We start from the raw sequence: 18,878 nt of genomic DNA, 5'->3' as shown, positions 1-18,878 counted from the left end.
TTATGAGCCATGTCTCTTTACAGGATTTTTTGAAAACTGAACCGGACGGTACGCTGGAAGCTATCGCTGCCCAGTACAACACCACGCTGCTGGAGGTGGTGAAAAACCTCCCCTCCCCGACGCTGGTTTCCGGCGATCAATTTGATACTGTCTGGGAAACCGTCAGCGAATGGGGCAAAGTCACCACCCTGGTCCATACTGCTGATGTCATTCTGGAATTCACCGGGGAATTACCTTCCGGATTCCACCGTCATGGCTACTTCAACCTGCGCGGCAAAAAAGGCATGACCGGTCATATCAAGGCAGAAAACTGTACGCATATTGCCCTGATTGAACGCAAATTTATGGGAATGGACACCGCGTCCATTCTCTTCTTTAACCAGGCGGGTAGCGCGATGTTCAAAATTTTCCTCGGTCGGGATGAACATCGACAGTTACTGGCCGAACAGGTCAGCGCCTTTCACGCGTTGTCTTCATCTTTAAAGGAACATGCCTGATGGCTCCATGGCTCATTTTTGGTGCGGGTGGTAACGGCGTCGGTGCGAAAACGCTTGAACTCGCACTGGCGGAACAACGTCCGGTGATTGTTGTCGTTCGCAACGCACAGGTCGCTGCAGGGTTGCAGGAAAAAGGTGTGCAGGTCTTCATCGGCGACGCCTGCGATAGTCAGGTCACCGCCTGTGCCTGTCGCGCAGCGGGTCAACATGCCACGGTGATCTCCTCAATGGGCGGCGCCCAGGATTATCTGGCGCACAGAACCGTCATTGATGAAGCAGAAAAAGCGGAGATCAAGCGCATGATTCTGGTGACCTCACTCGGCTGCGGTGACAGTTGGCCTTTTCTTTCTTCACGCGCAAAGGCCGCATTTGGTCAGGCTGTACGCGAAAAATCGTTGGCTGAAAGCTGGCTACAAACCAGTCGACTGGACTACGCCATTCTCCGCCCCGGCGGTTTGCTGAACGGTGCAGCCACCGGCCAGGCGCAACGAATACAGGCTCAGGAGTGTCACGGCTTTGTAATGCGTGCAGATGTTGCGAAGCATATTCACGAACTGGCCACTGCGCCGGCACTCAATAACCAGATTTACAGTTTGGTTGAGCCGGGACTGAAACCCGCGTAAACCCCTCACGGCGCGGGAACTCCGCGCCGCAAAGACGTTATGGAGCGTTACGTGCTTAAGGACTCGCTTTCTTCCGTCAGCATCCTGACGGGTCTTTCTCTTTTGCTGGTTGCTCTGATGCTCTTCGGTGCCAGCCAGGGGGCGCTGAACATTAGCTTCAGCGCTCTGTTCAACGACGAATATCGTGATATCTGGTTAAACATCCGCCTGCCTCGCGTGCTGCTGGCCGTTCTGGTCGGTGCTGCGCTGGCGACGGCAGGGGTCATCATGCAGGGACTTTTTCGCAATCCGATGGCCGATCCTGGCCTGCTTGGCGTCAGCAGCGGCTCCGCGCTGATGGTCGGCATCGCGATAGTTATCCCATTTTCGTTCCCCGTAGTGCTGGTGCTGTATGAGCAGATGATTTTTGCCGTCGCAGGCAGCATGGTGGTCTGCACGATTATTTTCCTGATAAGCCAGCGTCATAACCACGGTGGAATGATGCAACTGCTGTTAGCCGGTATCGCTATCAATGCCCTGTGCGGTTCGGCTATTGGCGTACTGAGCTATGTGGGCGACGAGCAGCAGCTACGTCAACTTACATTGTGGATGATGGGTAATCTCGGCCAGGCCCAGTGGCCAACGCTGTTGGTTGCCAGCACGTTTGTTCTTCCAGCCATTGTTGTAACCATCTGCATGGCGGGAACGCTTAATTTACTGCAGTTGGGTGATGAAGAGGCGCATTACCTCGGCGTAAACGTCAAACGTAAGCGTCAGCAGTTACTGTTGCTCAGTTCGCTCCTGGTTGGCGCTGCGGTTTCCGTCAGCGGCGTAATTGGTTTTATTGGCCTGGTGATCCCACATCTGATCAGAATGACGACCGGCGCCGATCATCGCTGGTTGATTCCCTGCTCTACGCTGGCCGGTGCCTGTTTACTCCTGATTGCCGACACGTTGGCCCGCACACTTGTTCAGCCAGCCGAAATGCCCGTTGGCCTGTTAACCAGCCTGATCGGTGGACCGTATTTCCTGTGGTTAATACTGCGTAGCCGGAGGGTGTCATGATCGTCGCTGAAAATCTGGTCTACCACATTCAGGGAAGACGACTGACCGACGACGTTTCCCTGACGCTACCTGATGGAGAGATCATCGCGATTCTTGGCCCGAACGGAGCCGGGAAATCGACGCTGCTACGCCAGCTTACGGGATATCTGCAGCCCCACAGTGGGCGTTGTAGCATGTTTGGCAAGCCGCTGGACAAGTGGTCAATCACCGAACTGGCAAAAACCCGTGCCGTGATGCGCCAGAATAGTCATATGGCCTTCCCGTTTAGTGTTCAGGAGGTCATTCGCATGGGCAGACATCCGTATCGTACGCGCAACACGGGCGATGAAACGGAGTACATCATGGCATTGTGTGATTGCCAGACGCTGGCCGCACGCGATTACCGGCATCTGTCGGGAGGAGAACAACAGCGGGTACAACTGGCGCGCCTGCTGGTTCAGCTTTGGGAGCCCGAGCCTGGGCCGAAATGGTTGTTTCTTGATGAACCCACCTCCGCGCTGGATATTCACCACCAGCAGCACCTTTTTCGTCTGCTACGTCGTCTGGTGCGTGAACGGCAGTTTAACGTCTGCTGCGTCCTGCACGATCTCAACCTCGCGGCGCGCTATGCTGACCGCGTGGTATTGATGGAGCGCGGCAGGATAGTTGATAACGGATATCCGCAGGATGTCCTGAAGCAACGGTCGCTGAACGCGCTGTACGGTGCCGATCTCACGGTCATAAATGAACCGGAGCATCGAACGCCGATTATCGTCCTCAATCAATAACAGACCGGGAACCCCTGACGTGGCGTTCCCGTTTTTCTCCCTTTACACCCTTTTTTCACCTTTTCTAAAAACGCCCTTGACCTTCCCCTTGCTGGAAGGTTTAACCTTTATCACAGTCAGTTAATCCTGCAAAAAAGGAGTTGGTTATGTCTCAAACAATCGATCTAACCCTGGACGGTCTGTCCTGTGGTCACTGCGTAAAACGCGTTAAAGAAAGTCTGGAACAACGTCCGGACGTTGAGCAAGCGGATGTCACCGTGACAGAAGCGCATGTTACCGGGAGCGCCAGCGCAGAAGCGCTGATTGAAACCATTAAACAAGCCGGTTACGGCGCGGAGTTAAGCCACCCAAAGGCTAAACCGCTGACGGAGTCATCAATCCCGTCGGAAGCACTGGCAGCGGTCCCTTCCGAGCTTCCGGCAGCTACGGCTGATGATGACAGCCAACAGTTGCTGTTAAACGGCATGAGCTGCGCCAGTTGTGTGACCCGCGTACAAAATGCATTGCAAAGTGTACCGGGCGTCACGCAGGCACGGGTAAACCTGGCGGAACGCACTGCGCTGGTAATGGGCAGTGCCTCCGCCGCAGATTTAGTACAGGCGGTTGAAAAAGCGGGCTACGGCGCAGAAGCGATTGAAGATGATGCTAAGCGTCGCGAGCGTCAGCAAGAAACCGCCGTGGCAACCATGAAACGTTTTCGCTGGCAGGCAGCCGTCGCGCTGCTCCTGGGTATCCCGGTCATGGTATGGGGCATGATTGGCGACAACATGATGGTGAGCGACGACAACCGCAGCCTGTGGCTGATGATTGGTCTGGCAACGCTTGCCGTGATGGTTTTCGCGGGCGGTCACTTTTACCGCAATGCGTGGAAAAGCCTGATGAACGGCACCGCGACCATGGATACGCTGGTGGCGCTGGGTACGGGGGTGGCATGGCTCTATTCCATGAGCGTCAACCTCTGGCCGCAATGGTTCCCGATGGAAGCGCGACACCTCTATTATGAAGCCAGTGCCATGATTATCGGTCTGATTAACCTCGGACACATGCTGGAAGCGCGGGCTCGCCAACGCTCGTCTAAAGCACTGGAAAAACTGCTCGATCTGACACCGCCGACCGCGCGGGTCGTCACTGACGAAGGTGAAAAGAACGTGCCGCTGGCAGAGGTGCAGGCTGGAATGTTACTGCGCCTGACCACCGGCGACCGCGTTCCGGTTGATGGCGAAATCACTCAGGGTGAAGCCTGGCTGGATGAGGCAATGCTGACCGGGGAGCCGATTCCACAGCAAAAAGGCGCAGGCGATAGCGTCCACGCCGGTACGGTCGTACAGGACGGTAGCGTGCTGTTCCGCGCCAGCGCTGTTGGCAGTCACACCACGCTGTCGCGCATTATTCGTATGGTGCGCCAGGCGCAAAGCAGCAAACCGGAAATTGGCAAACTGGCCGACCGCATCTCGTCGGTGTTCGTTCCGGTCGTGGTCGCCATTGCGCTGGTCAGTGCGGCTATCTGGTATTTCTTTGGACCAGCGCCGCAGATTGTCTATACGCTGGTAATCGCCACCACCGTCCTGATTATTGCCTGCCCTTGTGCGCTGGGTCTGGCAACGCCGATGTCGATTATTTCCGGCGTCGGGCGTGCCGCTGAATTTGGGGTGCTGGTACGTGATGCCGATGCGCTGCAGCGCGCCAGCACGCTCGATACCATCGTGTTTGATAAAACCGGGACACTAACTGAAGGCAAACCACAGGTTGTTGCCATCAAAACGTTTGGCAATACCGACGAAGCGCTGGCAATTCGTCTGGCAGCGGCCCTTGAACAGGGTTCCAGCCACCCGTTAGCCAGGGCGATTCTGGACAAAGCAGGTGATGTCACGCTGCCGCAGGTCAACGGTTTCCGTACGCTGCGCGGTTTAGGCGTCAGTGGCGAAACGGAAGGTCACACGCTGCTGCTGGGAAACCAGGCGCTGCTCAATGAACAGCAGGTAGATACCACTGAAATGGAGGCTGAAATCACCGCTCAGGCTTCCCAAGGCTCAACCCCGGTACTGTTAGCGATTGACGGTAAAGCAGCAGCGCTGTTAGCGGTACGTGATCCTCTGCGTAGCGACAGCGTGGCGGCACTCCAGCGTCTGCACCGCGCCGGGTATCGTCTGGTGATGCTCACCGGCGACAACCCAACGACCGCCAACGCCATTGCCAAAGAGGCGGGTATTGATGAGGTGATTGCTGGCGTTCTGCCTGACGGTAAAGCCGAGGCAATTAAACGTCTGCAGAGCCAGGGACGTCAGGTTGCCATGGTCGGTGACGGTATCAACGATGCGCCTGCGCTGGCTCAGGCTGACGTAGGGATTGCCATGGGTGGCGGCAGCGATGTGGCGATTGAAACCGCCGCGATTACGCTGATGCGCCATAGCCTGATGGGCGTTGCAGATGCGCTGTCTATCTCCCGGGCAACGCTGCGCAATATGAAGCAGAACCTGCTCGGCGCGTTTATCTATAACAGCATCGGTATCCCCGTTGCCGCCGGGATTTTGTGGCCGTTCACCGGAACACTGCTCAACCCGGTCGTTGCCGGGGCGGCGATGGCGCTCTCCTCCATTACCGTGGTGAGCAACGCTAACCGACTGCTGCGCTTCAAACCTAAAGAGTAAGCCTTTACCGGATGTCGCTCTGAACGGAGCCCCAAATCATTCGCGTTGCCTCAAAGCTGCAAGTATAAAAACCCCAGGAGCATAGCCAACTATGTGACTGGGGTTTTTGCTCGCTGCCAATAAAGAGGCGGAGGGAATGATGAAGTGTATTTGCACCTTCCAGGACCACGCGCTAGCATGGAAGTCTACTTAGGGAGGCCGTATGGATCTGTTGTACCGGGTAAAATCATTTTTCACCGCGCTACGCGGCAACCACTATACCTGGCCTGCCATCGACATCTCCTTGCCCGGAAACCGCCATTTTCATCTGATTGGCAGTATTCACATGGGCAGCCGCGATATGGCGCCTCTGCCTGCCAAATTACTCAAAAAGCTCCAGCGTGCCGATGCGCTCATTGTCGAAGCCGATGTTTCCGGCGACGACGCGCCGTTTGCCAACCTTCCGACCTTTGCCGCACTGGAAGAGCGCATCAGCCCAGAGCTGCTAGATAATCTGCACAAAGTCACCGACGAGCTGGGTATTTCCCCTTCCCTGCTGTCTACCCAGCCGCTGTGGCAAATCGCCATGGTCTTGCAGGCAACGCAGGCGCAGCAGTTGGGGTTGCGGGCAGAATACGGCATTGATTACCAACTTCTGAATGCGGCAAAACAGGTGCATAAACCCATAATCGAGCTGGAAGGCGCATCCAGCCAAATCGAGCTGTTGTGTCAGTTACCCGATAACGGACTGGCTCTACTGGACGATACCCTGACGCACTGGCATACCAATGCCAGACTGCTACAACAGATGATGGGCTGGTGGCTTAAAACGCCGCCACGCAATAGCGAACTCACTCTACCCAATACTTTTAGCCAGTCGCTGTATGACGTTTTGATGCATCAGCGTAATGTGGCCTGGCGCGATCGACTCAGGGCGATGCCTGCCGGGCACTATGTCGTGGCCGTTGGCGCGCTGCATTTGTATGGAGAAGGAAATTTGCCGGAGATGTTACGGTAAAAAAATGGCCAATATTGCTATTGGCCCGTCAAAGAGGAATTTCATCATTATTATGATCCCGACGCTTAAAGCATCGGTGTAGTTCGATTGTCGCTCAAAGTCATCATCCTGCCAACACTATTGCGCAAGATGGTACTATTTTTTAGACAGACATCAGGCGTATGCTTGTGTCGTATTTTGTCTGGGCCAGGAAAATTGCTATGACACCCGCCGTTAAATTACTCGAAAAAAACAAAATTTCTTTCCAGATCCACACCTACGATCACGATCCGTCCGAGACGAACTTTGGTGACGAAGTGGTACGCAAGTTAGGTCTGAATGCGGACCAGGTCTACAAAACGCTACTGGTTGCCGTGAATGGCGATATGAAGCACCTGGCGGTTGCCGTTACGCCGGTAGCCGGTCAACTGGATCTCAAAAAAGTCGCCAGGGCGTTGGGAGCCAAAAAGGTCGATATGGCCGATCCGATGATCGCGCAGCGAACCACCGGGTATCTGGTAGGCGGCATCAGCCCGCTGGGGCAGAAAAAAAGATTGCCAACGCTCATCGACGCTCCCGCCCAGACGTTTGACACCATTTATGTGTCCGGCGGCAAACGCGGGCTGGATATTGAACTGGCAGCGGGCGATTTGGCGAAAATTCTGGATGCGAAATTCGCCGATATCGCACGCCGTGATTAATTGTCTTTTGCCCGGTGATACGGCGATTGAGCCTACTGCGATTACAGGGTGTGATTGGTGAAGACAGTTTGGACTCGGCCAGTGCGCAGGAACCGGAGCATAGAGGTAATAAGTAGGATTATTGGGCCGCCATGAAGGGCGGCCCGGAGGAGCGGATAAAATGATGCCCCAAATTGCCCTGTTACTGCCAGCTTACCTCGCCCTTCGGCTCATACGCACCGGCATCGAGCGGTGAGTTCTTCTGCACGTACTCTTTCAGCACCTCCGCATCAATAAACCCGGTATTCACATAGCCAGGCTTGTTATCAATTCGCGGATAGCCATCGCCGCCGGTGGCATTGAAGCTCAGCGTTGCCATGCGATAGGTTTTGGCTGGATCAACGGGTTCGCCTTTAATTTTCAAATCGTTAAGCTTGCCGTCTTTCGCCACGAAGCTGACATTGGCAAACTGCGGATAGGCCCCGGAATCCGGCTTCATTTGCGCCACGGCGGTCAGATAGTCAATCACCTCTTTCCCGCTCATGTCGGCGTACACCACGATGTTACCGAACGGCTGCACTTTCAGCACGCTCTTATAGGTGATATCACCGCCTTCGATGGAGTCACGGATACCGCCGCCGCTCATCACGCCAAAATCAGCGCTGGTTCGCGCCATTTGCGCAGCCAGCAGTAAATGCCCCATGTTGGTCTGCACGAAACGGACTTTGCTACGGTCGCCTTCGAGGCGCGCATTGACGCTACCAATTTTCACGTCGAGCTGCGCTTTACCTTTATTCTGGAACGGCGTCAGCAGAGAAAGCATTTGCTGATTTTCTGCAATTTCCGGGGTGTAGAGTACGCGCTCACTTTTACCGTTGTCCCAGGTCACTTTTTTCTTAAGGTTGACGGGGATGAGCTGGTAGTTAACCATTTTCATTTCGCCATTGCGGAACTCAAAGTCCGCCCGCCCCACGTATTTCCCCCACTCATGCGCCTGCACAATCCAGATCCCGTTTTGCTTGTCTGGCGCACACGGCGTACCCGGTACGTAATCAACCTGCTTCTTGTTTTCCGCGGCCATACATACCGGATCCTGCGAGTGACCACCCACAATCATTGCCAGCGATCCCGCCGGCAGGCTGCGCGCCATTTCTACGTCGCCAGGCGCGTTCGAGCCGTGATTGCCATTGTCATAATGTCCCATATGGGTGGTCGCAATAATGATGTCCGGCTTTTCCCCCATGTTCAGTTCCTGGATAACCAGTTTGGCTTCATCAGCAGGTTTACGGAACTCAATATCGGTAAAGAACTCTGGGTTGCCAATTTTCGCCGTATCGTCAGTGGTTAAACCGAGTACGGCAATTTTTAAATCCTGGCGCTTAAAGATGGCCCACGGCTTAAACAAACGCTCGCCGGTGCTTTTCTGATAGATATTGGCCGAGAGAAACGGGAATTTGGACCATTTTTCCTGCTGGCGCAATACGCTAAGCGGATTATCAAACTCGTGGTTTCCGACCGCCATCGCATCATAGCCAATCAGGTTCATTCCGCGAAAATCAGGTTCCGCATCCTGCAGATCAGACTCCGGTACGCCGGTATTAATGTCGCCACCGGAAAGTAGCAGTACACTGCCCCCTTCCTCAGCCACCTCTTTACGAATACCGTCCACCAGCGTTTTTTGTGCCGCCAGCCCGTATTCACCGTATTCGCTGCGCCAGAAGTGACCGTGATGATCGTTGGTATGCAGAATGGTAATTTTGTAGGTTTTATCTTTTTCGTACGCCTGTGCAGGTTGACCTGCCAGCGCAAATGCGGCTAATAACGCCAGCGCCACGCCCCGTTTTAAAAACTTCATATTTCACTCCCTGACTCAATATCAACCGACATACCCGTTATCCTTCAAATTACATGTGCGTTGGCTGCGCTCACTTCCCCCTGTCGCTTATGCAGTAAGCTCCTGGGACTCTCGCGTTTGCCGCCTACCTGTAAGTCGAATTAGTTCGGGCATAAAATTACAGCTACTGAAAATAATAGCCGAAAATGTTTTCAGAAATGAGACTTCCTTCAAACACCTTCCGCAGGTATGTTAGTCAGGTAATAATAACAAATTAGATTACCCTCATAATCGCAACCCAAACAGAAGTGACTTTCTATGGCAATAAGTGAACCAACCCAGCCAGTGGCTGGCGCGTCAGCGTCGGTTGCTAAAGCACGCACCTCATTTGGCATTTTAGGGGCAATCAGCCTCTCCCATCTGCTAAACGATATGATCCAGTCGCTGATCCTGGCGATTTATCCGCTATTGCAGTCAGAGTTCTCGCTGACGTTTATGCAGATAGGGATGATTACCCTGACCTTCCAGCTTGCTTCCTCACTGCTGCAACCGGTTGTAGGTTACTGGACGGATAAATACCCAATGCCGTGGTCGCTGCCCATTGGGATGTGCTTCACGCTGAGTGGGCTTGTTTTGCTGGCCATGGCCGGCAGTTTCCATATGGTCCTGCTCGCCGCAGCGCTGGTTGGTACCGGCTCTTCGGTATTTCACCCGGAATCATCCCGCGTGGCGCGAATGGCCTCCGGCGGTCGTCACGGTCTTGCCCAGTCAATTTTCCAGGTTGGCGGCAACTTCGGTAGCTCTCTGGGACCATTACTGGCGGCTGTCATCATCGCGCCATATGGTAAGGGTAATGTGGCCTGGTTTGTGCTGGCTGCGTTATTAGCGATTGTCGTTCTGGCGCAAATCAGCCGTTGGTATGCCGCGCAGCACCGGATGAGTAAAGGAAAACCGAAAGTCGCCATCGTGAATCCGTTACCACGGAATAAAGTGGTGTTGGCGGTAAGCATCCTGTTGGTGCTGATTTTCTCCAAATACTTCTATATGGCGAGCATCAGCAGCTATTACACCTTTTATCTGATGCAAAAATTCGGATTATCGGTACAAAATGCCCAGTTTCACCTGTTTGCCTTCCTGTTTGCCGTCGCAGCTGGGACGGTGATTGGTGGACCATTGGGCGATAAAATTGGCAGAAAATATGTTATTTGGGGCTCTATCCTCGGTGTAGCACCCTTTACCCTCTTTTTACCCTACGCAACGCTGGAATGGACCGGGATTTTAACCGTGATCATTGGTTTTATCCTCGCATCGGCGTTTTCTGCCATTCTGGTCTACGCACAGGAGCTGCTTCCTGGCCGTATCGGCATGGTTTCTGGGCTATTTTTCGGTTTTGCCTTCGGCATGGGCGGCTTGGGAGCCGCGGTGTTAGGGCTGATTGCCGACCATACCAGCATCGATTTGGTCTACAAAATATGTGCTTTCCTGCCACTACTGGGGATACTGACCATATTCTTACCTGATAACCGACATAAAGCGTGATTTCCTGACGGCCAAAAGTAAATTTTGGCCGTCAGACTTACAGTAGCCATCAGCCTTTGCCTCTCACATACCGCTGTACTTTTCCGATCCGTGCTTTTTTACGTCTAAAATCCTGTTTTCATCAAAATTCAATAATTATTCACAAACAAAAACATCAAAATTGTCATAAACTATTACTCGTCGTTTGAGTTTTCAGGATTATCACAGCAACCAAAGGAGACGGAATGCATCACGCCACCCCGCTTATCACCACCATTGTCGGCGGCCTTGTGCTCGCTTTTATATTAGGCATGATTGCCAATAAACTACGTATTTCTCCTCTGGTGGGATATCTGTTAGCGGGCGTTCTGGCCGGTCCATTTACACCTGGTTTTGTTGCTGATACCAAGCTAGCGCCTGAACTGGCCGAGCTTGGCGTAATCCTGCTGATGTTCGGCGTGGGGCTGCACTTTTCGCTGAAGGATTTGATGGCGGTAAAGTCTATCGCCATTCCCGGCGCGATTGCCCAGATAGCGGTGGCAACGCTGCTGGGCATGGCGCTTTCAGCGGTGATGGGCTGGTCGCTGATGGTAGGGATCGTGTTTGGTCTGTGTCTTTCAACCGCCAGTACCGTGGTGCTATTGCGTGCGCTTGAAGAAAGGCAGCTCATTGACAGTCAGCGCGGGCAAATCGCCATTGGCTGGCTGATTGTCGAAGACCTGATGATGGTACTGACGCTGGTTCTCCTGCCAGCCGTCGCTGGAATGCTGGAAAAAGAAGATGTCGGCTTTGCCTCGCTGGCCGTAGATATGGGCATTACCATCGGTAAGGTGGTGGCGTTTATCGCAATTATGATGCTGGTTGGTCGTCGCCTGGTGCCGTGGATTATGGCCCGTAGCGCCGCAACCGGCTCACGCGAACTGTTTACCCTGTCAGTCCTCGCCCTCGCATTAGGTATCGCATTTGGCGCAGTGGAGCTGTTCGATGTCTCCTTTGCACTGGGGGCATTCTTCGCCGGCATGGTGCTGAACGAATCTGAACTGAGTCACCGTGCGGCGCATGACACCCTGCCGCTGCGCGATGCGTTCGCCGTACTGTTCTTTGTTTCCGTCGGGATGCTCTTTGATCCCATGATTCTGATTCAGCAGCCGCTGGCGGTGCTGGGCACGCTGGCGATTATCATCTTTGGTAAATCCCTTGCCGCCTATTTCCTGGTGCGCCTGTTTGGTCACTCCCAACGCACAGCGCTCACCATTGCCACCAGCCTGGCGCAGATTGGTGAATTTGCCTTTATCCTGGCGGGTCTGGGCATGGCGTTAAACCTGCTGCCGCAGGCCGGACAGAATCTGGTGCTGGCGGGGGCGATCCTGTCCATCATGCTTAACCCGGTGCTGTTCGCGGTGTTAGAAAAATATCTCGCCAAAACAGAAACGCTGGAAGAACAGACGCTGGAAGAGGCTATTGAAGAAGAGAAGCAAATTCCGGTGGATATCTGCAATCACGCCCTGCTGGTTGGCTTTGGGCGCGTCGGTAGCCTGCTGGGCGAGAAATTGATGGCTGCGGGGATCCCGCTGGTAGTTATCGAAACCTCACGCACCCGAGTGGATGAACTGCGCGAGCGCGGGATCCGCGCGGTGCTGGGAAATGCCGCCAACGAAGAAATTATGAATCTGGCGCATCTGGATTGCGCACGCTGGCTGCTGCTGACCATTCCCAATGGCTATGAAGCGGGTGAAATTGTCGCTTCAGCACGCGAGAAGTGCCCGTCAATTGAAATTATCGCGCGCGCGCATTATGACGACGAGGTGGAATACATTACCGAACGCGGTGCCAATCAGGTCGTCATGGGTGAGCGTGAAATCGCCCGTACCATGCTGGAACTGATTGAAACGCCGCCTGCTGGTGAGGTGGTCGTTACAGGCTGATGTCGTTGCCGGATGACGCTATCGCTTATCCGGCATGTGCATGATTTAACGATCCCAGTACGACTCTTCGAGGCTATCTTCGCGTTCCGGCAAACCGCGCGTCAGGCGCGGGGAATGCTGGTTCAGCACCTGATAACTCACGCGATTCGCATATTTACACACCTGGGCTAACGACGAATAGGTCAGCCAGGTGAACTTGTGCTTGCTGGAGTTAGGCACGTTGCTGCGGTGATAGCTGTTAGCGGTAATATCATGCAGCAATGCCGCCAGCGCGCCGTCGCCAGCGCCGTTGGTATTCATGATCTTCTCTGGACCGCCCATATACGGTGCGATGTGCGAATACACACGCAGCGGATTGGTACAATCTTTATGGCGCATGGCGCGGCTAAACTCGTACTGGTTGAATTCGGCAATGGCCCCAGGCAGCAGCGGATGCTGGGTTTTACGTTTGACTTCTTCTTCCGTAAAGCCCGCCATATAAAGACCCGCCGGTCCCGCTGTGCACAGCACCAGATCCACCCAATCCAGCGCCTTGTCGGACGCCAGCAGCGGATCGTTTTCGCCGGTCAGCGCTTCGGCCTCTTCTTCATTCATCGCCAGAATTGAGACATGCTCTTTCAGGAATGCCTGCCACCACTGCGGATTATCGGCAATGACAAATTTGGTGCCCAGCGTCAGTACCACCGGTACATTGTGTTTTTTAGCAAATTCGATCGCCTTCATGGTCGCTTCCGGCATTGGCTCGCCCGGCTCGCAGCGCACCAGATAGGACGTTAGCACCAGCGCGGACGCTCCGGCAATCACCGATTCAGGGATGCTATCCGCCCGTAGCTTGTTCATATGCCCTGGGCTGATTGCAAAGGTACGCTCACCGGACTCGCCAATCAGCGTAAAGCAGCGACCAATCGGTCCATCTACGCCCTGCAGGTAGTTCAGATCTGTACGACTGGAGGTATTGCATAAATAGCGGTACGCATAGCTGCCAATCTCGATATTGCTGCACATCACACCCAGCAGCACCGAGCGGTCATCCGCCAGCACGGAGTAGTTGTGCATCGTATTACCGATAGTACCGCCCGCAAACTGATGGGTGATCAAATTTTCACGTACCAGTTCCTGGTAGAGCGCTTCAGCGACATCATCTGCAATCACCAGAGAGTACCCGGCGCTTAATCCATAACGTTTTACAAAGTTATCATCAACTTTGGCTTCAATATCCACCAGCGTCTGGTCAATACCCACCACCCAGGCTGCGCTGGTTTCATTTTCTGGCTGAATTTGTTGCAGCAACGGATCGCGCGCGCTGACGGGGAAATAGTGTTTGGATTTACGTTTACCGGGAAATTTCATGGTCGATTTTACGGGTGGTTAGCTGAGCGATGCATGGTAGCACATTCCCCGCTGCGCATGCGATGCGGCGCTGAGTTTCAATATCGGACGGTGAGATCGCAGTTTATCCGGGATGAATTTCTACAATAACTCACCTTCACAAGGAGCGCTTTATGAAGCCGGAAAACAAGATCCCCGTACTCGACAACATTTCGGATGAAATGAAAAGTGTAGTGAATTTTCATCGCGAAGATTTGCCGCCGTGGCCCGCTGCCGATGACTTCGTGGCCCAGCGTAAACACTACATTCATGAACGGCAGTTGTGGAATGCTGATGCCCCACAGATGAATACCCGAGAATGCGTTATTTCCACCGCATGCGGCCCCGTTGCCACACGAATTTACGCTCCGCTGCCCCATAGCCAGGCGACGCTATATTACCTGCACGGCGGCGGTTTTATTCTCGGTAATCTGGATACCCACGATCGCATTATGCGTTTACTGGCGCGCTATACGCAGTGCACGATAATTGGCATCGACTATTCGCTTTCGCCAGAGGCCCGCTACCCGCAAGCCATCGAAGAGATTGTCGCCGTCTGTCAGTACTTTTATCAGCACGCTGGCGATTATTCCCTTAATGTGAATCATATTGGTTTTGCGGGCGATTCCGCCGGGGCCATGCTGGCGCTTGCCAGCGCGTTGTGGTTGCGGGATAAACACATTGCCTGCGGCAAGGTGGCTGGCGTGCTGTTGTGGTATGGGCTTTACGGCCTGCAGGATTCACTGAGCCGACGGCTAATGGGCGGAGCCTGGGATGGTTTAACTCGCGAGGATCTGCAGATGTACGAAAACGCGTACCTGCGTAGCGCCGACGATCGTGAATCACCGTACTATTGCCTGTTTAATAACGACCTGACGCGCGACGTGCCGCCGTGTTTTATCGCCGGTGCGGAGTTTGATCCGCTGATTGACGACAGCCGCTTATTGTTCCAGACGCTACAGGCGCATCAGCAGCCCTGCCAGTACAAAATGTACCCCGGCACGTTGCACGCCTTCCTGCACTATTCGCGGATGATGAAAACCGCCGACGATGCGTTGCGGGAGGGCGCGCGTTACTTCAGAGCGCAGCTTTAACGGTAGGCTGCGGTCAGTTTAACCATCATTTCGATATGTTCCGGTGTGGCATTCAGCGCCGGAATATACTCATATTGCTTACCGCCTGCCTCGAGGAAAATCTCCCGGTTTTGCACCGCTATCTCTTCCAGCGTTTCGAGACAATCAGCCGCGAAGCCCGGACACATGACCTGGATATGTCGGGTCCCTTTCTCCGCCAGCATTTTTAACGTTTCATCGGTATATGGCGTCAACCACGGTTCACGGCCAAAACGAGACTGGAAGGTCATCATCACTTTTTCCGGCGGCAAGCCAAGCGCAGAAACCAGCTCACGAGTCGTATCACGACAGCGCTGCGGGTAGTCATCGCCTTCATCGGCGTAGCGCTGCGGAATGCCGTGATAGGAAAGCAGCAGCAAATCGGGTTCACCATGTTGAGCAAATGAATCACGGGCGCTCTTGGCCAGCGCATCAATGTAGCTGCTGTCATCGGCGTAATCACGAATAAATGAGATGCCAGGAATACTGCGTTTACGCGCTAAGATTCGCGCCAGTTCATCCCAGACTGCCGCCACGGTAGAACAGGAATATTGCGGGTACAGCGGTAACACCACCATGTGTTCAACTCCGCTTGCCAGCAGTTCATCGACCGCGCTTTCAAGCGACGGTGAACCGTAGCTCATCCCCAGCGCGACAGGCGTATTTGGCAGACGTTGTGCCAGCGCCTGCTGTTGCGCCTTGCTGTAGACCATCAGCGGGGAACCGTCTTCCATCCAGATTGACTGGTACAGCTTTGCCACACGTGGCGCACGCAGCGGCAAAATCACACCACGCAGCAGCGGCCACCACAGCGCAGGTGACGTATCGACTACGCGTTGATCGCTTAAAAACTGGCGCAGGTAGCGCTTAACGGCTTCGGGGGTTGGGGCATCGGGAGTGCCGAGGTTTGCCAGCAGGATACCGGTTTTCGTCTGACGCATTACCGCCTCTTATCGATTCAAATTGTTGATAATTGTAGCGGAAAAGCGATAAAGAAGAACTAATTGCTGTGAAAGGTAAGACGAGAATTTGCCTGATGGCGCTGCGCTTATCAGGCCTACATAAAATCGTAGGCCGGATAAGGTGTTGACACCGCCACCCGGCATTGACTGCGCTAAAACTTAACCGAGGATTTTTTCCAGCGCTGCGCGAACGTCAGCCACAGCCTGGGTGCCGTCAACTTTCGCGTATTTGGTGTTACCCGCCTGCGCTTCTTTAGAGTAGTAGCCGATCAGCGGAGCGGTCATCTGATGGTATTCCACCAGGCGCTTACGTACGGTCTCTTCCTGATCGTCTTTACGGGTGGTCAGCTCTTCGCCGGTCACGTCGTCTTTTCCTTCAACCTTAGGCGGGTTGAATTTGATGTGGTAAACGCGGCCAGAAGCAGCGTGTACGCGACGACCCACGATACGGTCAACGATCAGCTCATCCGGAACGTCGAATTCAAGAACGTAGTCCACGTTGATGCCTGCTTCTTTCATGGCATCAGCCTGCGGAATAGTACGCGGGAAGCCATCAAGCAGGAAACCATTACGGCAGTCTTCCTGAGCAATACGCTCTTTTACCAGCGCGATCACCAGCTCATCAGTCACCAGCTTACCGGCGTCCATGATGTCTTTCGCTTGTTTGCCCAGCTCGGAGCCAGATTTCACGGCAGCACGCAGCATATCACCGGTGGAGATTTGCGGAATACCATACTTCTCCATGATGAACTGAGCCTGAGTTCCTTTACCCGCGCCCGGAGCGCCAAGCAGAATGATACGCATTACGAAAATCCCCTTAAAGGTTGTCGATATTTTTTAAAAAGCGCTAAACGATACCACCATCACGCAATTGGCTCAAGGAAGACGCCCGACGCTGAAACGGTTAACGGTGGGAAAATTAAAAATGAGGAGAGAAAATGCCGGATCGCGGTGTAAACACCGTATCCGGCCAGGGATCGACGAGATGGTGTAAGCCGGACACGCGTTACCATCATCCGGCATTACCTTACGGCTATCAGGACACCAGCAACTGGTTCATACGACGAATGAACTGGTTCGGATCTTCCAGCGTGCCGCGTTCAGCAAACAGCGCCTGATCCAGCAGCAGTTCAACCCACTCTTTGAACTGTGCTTCGTCCTGGGTATCCGCCGTGCGTTTGACCAGCACGTGATCCGGGTTGAGTTCAAAGATATATTTCACTTCCGGTACGGCCTGGCCAGCAGCAGCGAACAGTTTCGCCATCTGGGTGCTCATTTCGTCCGCATCGGTGGTAACGATGGCCGGCGTGTCGGTCAGACGGTGAGTCAGACGCACTTCTTTTACGCGATCGCCCAGCAGGGTTTTCACGCGCTCAACGAACGGCGTCAGCGCTTTTTCCGCTTCTTTTGCCGATTCGTCAACGTCATCCGCCAGCTTGTCGATGGACTCGTCAGCTTTGGCTACGGACTGGAATGCCTTACCGTCGAACTCGGTCAGGTAGTTCATCATCCACTCATCGATACGGTCAGAAAGCAGCAGCACTTCGATGCCTTTCTTACGCAACAGTTCCAGGTGCGGGCTGCTCTTCGCCGCCGCATAGCTGTCTGCGGTGATGTAGTAGATTTTCTCCTGCCCTTCTTTCATACGCGACACGTAGTCTTCCAGCGACACGGTTTGTGCGGAGGAGTCAGTGTGCGTGGACGCGAAGCGCATCAGCTTAGCGATCGTTTCCTGGTTAGCGTTGTCTTCCGCCGGGCCTTCTTTCAGCACCAGGCCGAACTGTTTCCAGAAGGTCTGGTATTTTTCTGCGTCGTCTTTCGCCAGTTTTTCCAGCATCTGCAGTACGCGTTTGGTCAGCGCGCTACGCAGGTTACGGGTGACGGTGCTGTCCTGCAGGATCTCACGAGAAACGTTCAGCGGCAGATCGTTAGAATCTATCAGGCCACGCACAAAGCGCAGGTAATTCGGCATAAACTGCTCGGCGTCGTCCATAATGAACACGCGCTGAACGTACAGTTTCAGACCATGCTTGTGATCGCGGTTCCACATATCCCACGGAGCCTGAGACGGGATGTACAGCAGGCTGGTGTACTCCTGCTTACCTTCCACACGGTTATGACTCCAGGTCAGCGGATCAGTGAAGTCGTGCGCGATATGTTTGTAGAATTCGTTGTACTCGTCGTCTTTGATTTCCGACTTGTTACGGGTCCACAGCGCCTGCGCCTTGTTGATCTTTTCCCAGGAAACTACGGTCTCGCCGTCTTTCTCTTCGGATTTTTCGATCTCTACTGGCAGCGCGATATGGTCGGAATATTTGCTGATGATGGAACGTACGCGCCAGTCATCAAGGAACTCGTCTTCGCCTTCGCGCAGATGCAGCGTGATTTCGGTGCCGCGATCGTCTTTGGTGATGTCGGCAACGGTGTACTCACCTTCACCCGCAGATTCCCAGAACACACCATTTTCCGGTTTATCGCCCGCTGCGCGGGTACGCACGGTGACTTTATCCGCCACGATGAACGCAGAGTAGAAGCCAACCCCGAACTGGCCGATCAACTGGCTGTCTTTTGCCTGATCGGATCCCATGGATTCAAGGAAAGATTTAGTACCGGATTTCGCAATGGTCCCCAGATGATCGATAACGTCATCACGGTTCATCCCCACGCCGTTATCGGCAATGGTCAACGTACGCTTATCTTTATCGAAGGAAACACGCACACGCAGCTCACCGTCACCTTCATACAGGTCCGGGTTAGACAGTGCGCGAAAACGCAGCTTGTCTGCCGCATCCGAGGCGTTAGAGATAAGCTCACGCAGGAAGATTTCTTTATTGGAATACAGAGAATGGATCATCAGGTGCAGAAGCTGTTTTACTTCTGACTGAAAACCACGAGTTTCTTGTCCTTTCATGTAGGTCTACCTC

15 protein-coding genes are annotated in these 18,878 nt (G+C 54.1%); 10 read left to right on the top strand and 5 right to left on the bottom strand.

Features of this window, described 5'->3' with window-relative positions:
* Positions 1-2: 2 nt before the first annotated feature.
* The 7 genes from hutX to ybaK all read left to right on the top strand — a co-directional run bounded on the left by hutX (position 3) and on the right by ybaK (position 7,256).
* Positions 3-497 (top strand): heme utilization cystosolic carrier protein HutX, encoded by a 495-nt coding sequence (hutX, locus tag GPJ68_RS06205; protein ID WP_016155886.1) that lies wholly within the window; start codon positions 3-5, stop codon positions 495-497.
* Positions 497-1,120 (top strand): anaerobilin reductase, encoded by a 624-nt coding sequence (gene chuY, locus GPJ68_RS06200; RefSeq protein ID WP_103283560.1) that lies wholly within the window; start codon positions 497-499, stop codon positions 1,118-1,120. The genes hutX and chuY overlap by 1 nt, the downstream gene beginning before the upstream one ends.
* Before the next feature lie 51 nt (positions 1,121-1,171).
* Entirely contained in the window at positions 1,172-2,164 is a 993-nt protein-coding gene (locus GPJ68_RS06195) for an iron ABC transporter permease (RefSeq protein WP_016152096.1), read from the top strand.
* The gene (locus GPJ68_RS06190; RefSeq protein ID WP_016152095.1) at positions 2,161-2,931 is read left to right on the top strand and encodes a heme ABC transporter ATP-binding protein; all 771 of its coding nucleotides are present in this window, start codon (positions 2,161-2,163) and stop codon (positions 2,929-2,931) included. The genes GPJ68_RS06195 and GPJ68_RS06190 overlap by 4 nt, the downstream gene beginning before the upstream one ends.
* A gap of 146 nt (positions 2,932-3,077) precedes the next feature.
* Positions 3,078-5,579, top strand: a complete 2,502-nt coding sequence (gene copA, locus GPJ68_RS06185) for a copper-exporting P-type ATPase CopA (RefSeq protein WP_104651315.1) — start codon at positions 3,078-3,080, stop codon at positions 5,577-5,579.
* 202 nt (positions 5,580-5,781) lie between these two features.
* Positions 5,782-6,576, top strand: coding sequence for a TraB/GumN family protein (locus GPJ68_RS06180; protein ID WP_104651314.1), 795 nt, complete (start codon positions 5,782-5,784; stop codon positions 6,574-6,576).
* A 200-nt stretch (positions 6,577-6,776) separates the two neighbouring features.
* Positions 6,777-7,256 (top strand): Cys-tRNA(Pro)/Cys-tRNA(Cys) deacylase YbaK, encoded by a 480-nt coding sequence (gene ybaK, locus GPJ68_RS06175; RefSeq protein ID WP_016152092.1) that lies wholly within the window; start codon positions 6,777-6,779, stop codon positions 7,254-7,256.
* A 181-nt stretch (positions 7,257-7,437) separates the two neighbouring features.
* Here ybaK and ushA read toward each other — a convergent pair whose 3' ends face one another.
* Positions 7,438-9,090, bottom strand: coding sequence for a bifunctional UDP-sugar hydrolase/5'-nucleotidase UshA (ushA, locus tag GPJ68_RS06170; protein WP_016155880.1), 1,653 nt, complete (start codon positions 9,088-9,090; stop codon positions 7,438-7,440).
* A gap of 297 nt (positions 9,091-9,387) precedes the next feature.
* Between ushA and fsr the strand changes: the two genes are divergently transcribed.
* Together fsr and ybaL are read left to right on the top strand one after the other, a co-directional pair.
* Positions 9,388-10,608, top strand: coding sequence for a fosmidomycin MFS transporter (gene fsr, locus GPJ68_RS06165; RefSeq protein WP_016155879.1), 1,221 nt, complete (start codon positions 9,388-9,390; stop codon positions 10,606-10,608).
* Positions 10,609-10,832: 224 nt separating this feature from the next.
* Positions 10,833-12,512 carry a YbaL family putative K(+) efflux transporter gene (gene ybaL / locus GPJ68_RS06160; protein WP_016152087.1) on the top strand — a complete coding sequence of 560 codons (1,680 nt, stop codon included), beginning with the start codon at positions 10,833-10,835 and terminating at the stop codon, positions 12,510-12,512.
* A gap of 45 nt (positions 12,513-12,557) precedes the next feature.
* On the opposite strand, the gene gsk is transcribed toward ybaL, so the two are convergent.
* Positions 12,558-13,862 (bottom strand): inosine/guanosine kinase, encoded by a 1,305-nt coding sequence (gene gsk, locus GPJ68_RS06155; protein WP_180837178.1) that lies wholly within the window; start codon positions 13,860-13,862, stop codon positions 12,558-12,560.
* Between the two features lie 152 nt (positions 13,863-14,014).
* Between gsk and aes the strand changes: the two genes are divergently transcribed.
* Complete coding sequence (aes, locus tag GPJ68_RS06150; protein WP_016155878.1) at positions 14,015-14,974, top strand: acetyl esterase; 960 nt, start codon at positions 14,015-14,017, stop codon at positions 14,972-14,974.
* Here the strand turns inward: aes and hemH are convergent.
* The 3 genes from hemH to htpG all read right to left on the bottom strand — a co-directional run bounded on the left by hemH (position 14,971) and on the right by htpG (position 18,865).
* The gene (hemH, locus tag GPJ68_RS06145; RefSeq protein ID WP_016152084.1) at positions 14,971-15,933 is read right to left on the bottom strand and encodes a ferrochelatase; all 963 of its coding nucleotides are present in this window, start codon (positions 15,931-15,933) and stop codon (positions 14,971-14,973) included. The genes aes and hemH overlap by 4 nt on opposite strands.
* Before the next feature lie 180 nt (positions 15,934-16,113).
* A complete protein-coding gene (gene adk / locus GPJ68_RS06140; RefSeq protein ID WP_003021773.1) occupies positions 16,114-16,758 on the bottom strand; it encodes an adenylate kinase in 645 nt (214 codons plus the stop codon).
* A 232-nt stretch (positions 16,759-16,990) separates the two neighbouring features.
* Positions 16,991-18,865: a molecular chaperone HtpG gene (gene htpG / locus GPJ68_RS06135; protein WP_016152083.1), complete on the bottom strand. Its 1,875-nt coding sequence runs from the start codon at positions 18,863-18,865 to the stop codon at positions 16,991-16,993.
* Between the last annotated feature and the right edge of the window lie 13 nt (positions 18,866-18,878).

The sequence above is a fragment of the Citrobacter sp. 172116965 genome (assembly GCF_013458095.1).
GTDB classification, from domain to species: domain Bacteria; phylum Pseudomonadota; class Gammaproteobacteria; order Enterobacterales; family Enterobacteriaceae; genus Citrobacter; species Citrobacter braakii.
This window is presented reverse-complemented; position numbering and strand designations above follow the sequence as displayed.

What these genes read in the sequence shown, in the direction of transcription:
- hutX (WP_016155886.1), top strand. Translation starts at nt 3, where the DNA reads ATGAGCCATGTCTCTTTACAGGATTTTTTGAAAACTGAACCGGACGGT.
- chuY (WP_103283560.1), top strand. Translation starts at nt 497, where the DNA reads ATGGCTCCATGGCTCATTTTTGGTGCGGGTGGTAACGGCGTCGGTGCG.
- GPJ68_RS06190 (WP_016152095.1), top strand. Translation starts at nt 2,161, where the DNA reads ATGATCGTCGCTGAAAATCTGGTCTACCACATTCAGGGAAGACGACTG.
- copA (WP_104651315.1), top strand. Translation starts at nt 3,078, where the DNA reads ATGTCTCAAACAATCGATCTAACCCTGGACGGTCTGTCCTGTGGTCAC.
- GPJ68_RS06180 (WP_104651314.1), top strand. Translation starts at nt 5,782, where the DNA reads ATGGATCTGTTGTACCGGGTAAAATCATTTTTCACCGCGCTACGCGGC.
- ybaK (WP_016152092.1), top strand. Translation starts at nt 6,777, where the DNA reads ATGACACCCGCCGTTAAATTACTCGAAAAAAACAAAATTTCTTTCCAG.
- ushA (WP_016155880.1), bottom strand. Translation starts at nt 9,090, where the DNA reads ATGAAGTTTTTAAAACGGGGCGTGGCGCTGGCGTTATTAGCCGCATTT.
- fsr (WP_016155879.1), top strand. Translation starts at nt 9,388, where the DNA reads ATGGCAATAAGTGAACCAACCCAGCCAGTGGCTGGCGCGTCAGCGTCG.
- ybaL (WP_016152087.1), top strand. Translation starts at nt 10,833, where the DNA reads ATGCATCACGCCACCCCGCTTATCACCACCATTGTCGGCGGCCTTGTG.
- gsk (WP_180837178.1), bottom strand. Translation starts at nt 13,862, where the DNA reads ATGAAATTTCCCGGTAAACGTAAATCCAAACACTATTTCCCCGTCAGC.
- aes (WP_016155878.1), top strand. Translation starts at nt 14,015, where the DNA reads ATGAAGCCGGAAAACAAGATCCCCGTACTCGACAACATTTCGGATGAA.
- hemH (WP_016152084.1), bottom strand. Translation starts at nt 15,933, where the DNA reads ATGCGTCAGACGAAAACCGGTATCCTGCTGGCAAACCTCGGCACTCCC.
- adk (WP_003021773.1), bottom strand. Translation starts at nt 16,758, where the DNA reads ATGCGTATCATTCTGCTTGGCGCTCCGGGCGCGGGTAAAGGAACTCAG.
- htpG (WP_016152083.1), bottom strand. Translation starts at nt 18,865, where the DNA reads ATGAAAGGACAAGAAACTCGTGGTTTTCAGTCAGAAGTAAAACAGCTT.